Below are 1,660 nucleotides of genomic sequence, written 5' to 3'. Positions count from 1 at the left end.
GGCTCGCGTCCCCGAAGGGATCACTCACTGTTCGGGCACTTAGCATCACCGGCCTCGTCATGGGCGCTATTTTGCCGGTACGGGAATATCAACCCGTTGTCCATCGACTACGCCTGTCGGCCTCGCCTTAGGTCCCGACTTACCCAGGGCAGATTAGCTTGACCCTGGAACCCTTGATCATTCGGCGCAAGTGTTTCTCACACTTGATTCGCTACTCATGCCTGCATTCTCACTCGTGTAGCGTCCACACCTGGATCACTCCGGCGCTTCACTCGCCACACGACGCTCCCCTACCCATCCACACACCTGAACCACAAAGGCTTAGCTATTGTATGAATGCCATAGCTTCGGCGGATAACTTGAGCCCCGCTACATTGTCGGCGCGGAATCACTTGACCAGTGAGCTATTACGCACTCTTTCAAGGGTGGCTGCTTCCAAGCCAACCTCCTGGTTGTCACTGCGACTCCACATCCTTTTCCACTTAGTTATCGCTTAGGGGCCTTAGCTGATGGTCTGGGCTGTTTCCCTCTCGACTACGGAGCTTATCCCCCGCAGTCTCACTGCTGCGCTCTCACTTACCGGCATTCGGAGTTTGGCTAACGTCAGTAACCTGGTAGGGCCCATTAGCTATCCAGTGCTCTACCTCCGGCAAGAAACACGCAACGCTGCACCTAAATGCATTTCGGGGAGAACCAGCTATCACGAAGTTTGATTGGCCTTTCACCCCTATCCACAGGTCATCCCCTCAGTTTTCAACCTAAGTGGGTTCGGTCCTCCACGCGGTCTTACCCGCGCTTCAACCTGCCCATGGATAGATCACTTCGCTTCGGGTCTTGATCGCGCTACTCAAACGCCCTATTAGGACTCGCTTTCGCTACGGCTACCCCACACGGGTTAACCTCGCAACACAACGCAAACTCGCAGGCTCATTCTTCAAAAGGCACGCCGTCACCAGACTTAAAGTCCAGCTCCGACGGATTGTAGGCACATGGTTTCAGGTACTATTTCACTCCCCGCCAGGGGTACTTTTCACCTTTCCCTCACGGTACTTGTCCGCTATCGGTCACCAAGGAGTATTTAGGCTTAACGGGTGGTCCCGCCAGATTCACACGGAATTTCAGGGGTTCCGTGTTACTTGGGGTAACGCTCCAGAGCCCGTGCCTTACACCTACGGGGCTATCACCCTCTACGGCTCCACTTTCCAATGGAATTCAACTTCAACACGGGTTTCTTACTCTGCACCACATCGGCAGATGTGATCAAGCGGCCCCACAACCCCAGCCCCGCAACGCCTGCCGGCTATCACACGGAACTGGTTTAGCCTCTTCCGATTTCGCTCGCCACTACTCTCGGAATCACTGTTGTTTTCTCTTCCTGTGGGTACTGAGATGTTTCACTTCCCCACGTTCCCTCCAACTGCCCTATATATTCAGACAGCGGTAACTGGACATGACTCCAGCTGGGTTTCCCCATTCGGACACCCCCGGATCAACGCTCGGTTGCCAACTCCCCAGGGCTTATCGCAGGCTCCAACGTCCTTCATCGGCTCTTGGTGCCAAGGCATCCACCATGTGCCCTTAGTAGCTTGTCATTACTACAAAGATGCTCGCGTCCACTGTGCAGTTCTCAAACAACAACCCGCAACCCCCACCCAACCAC

Annotated in this window: 1 rRNA gene; it reads right to left on the bottom strand. The window is 54.8% G+C overall.

Annotated features, from left to right (window positions below):
* Positions 1–1,592: ribosomal RNA gene (locus AC6EI4_RS19735) — 23S ribosomal RNA — on the bottom strand; the annotation flags it as partial.
* Positions 1,593–1,660: the final 68 nt, after the last annotated feature.

The organism is Nocardioides sp. Z43_10, assembly GCF_059766615.1.
The sequence above is the reverse complement of the archived record's forward strand: the minus strand, read 5'-3'. Positions and strand labels throughout refer to the sequence as shown.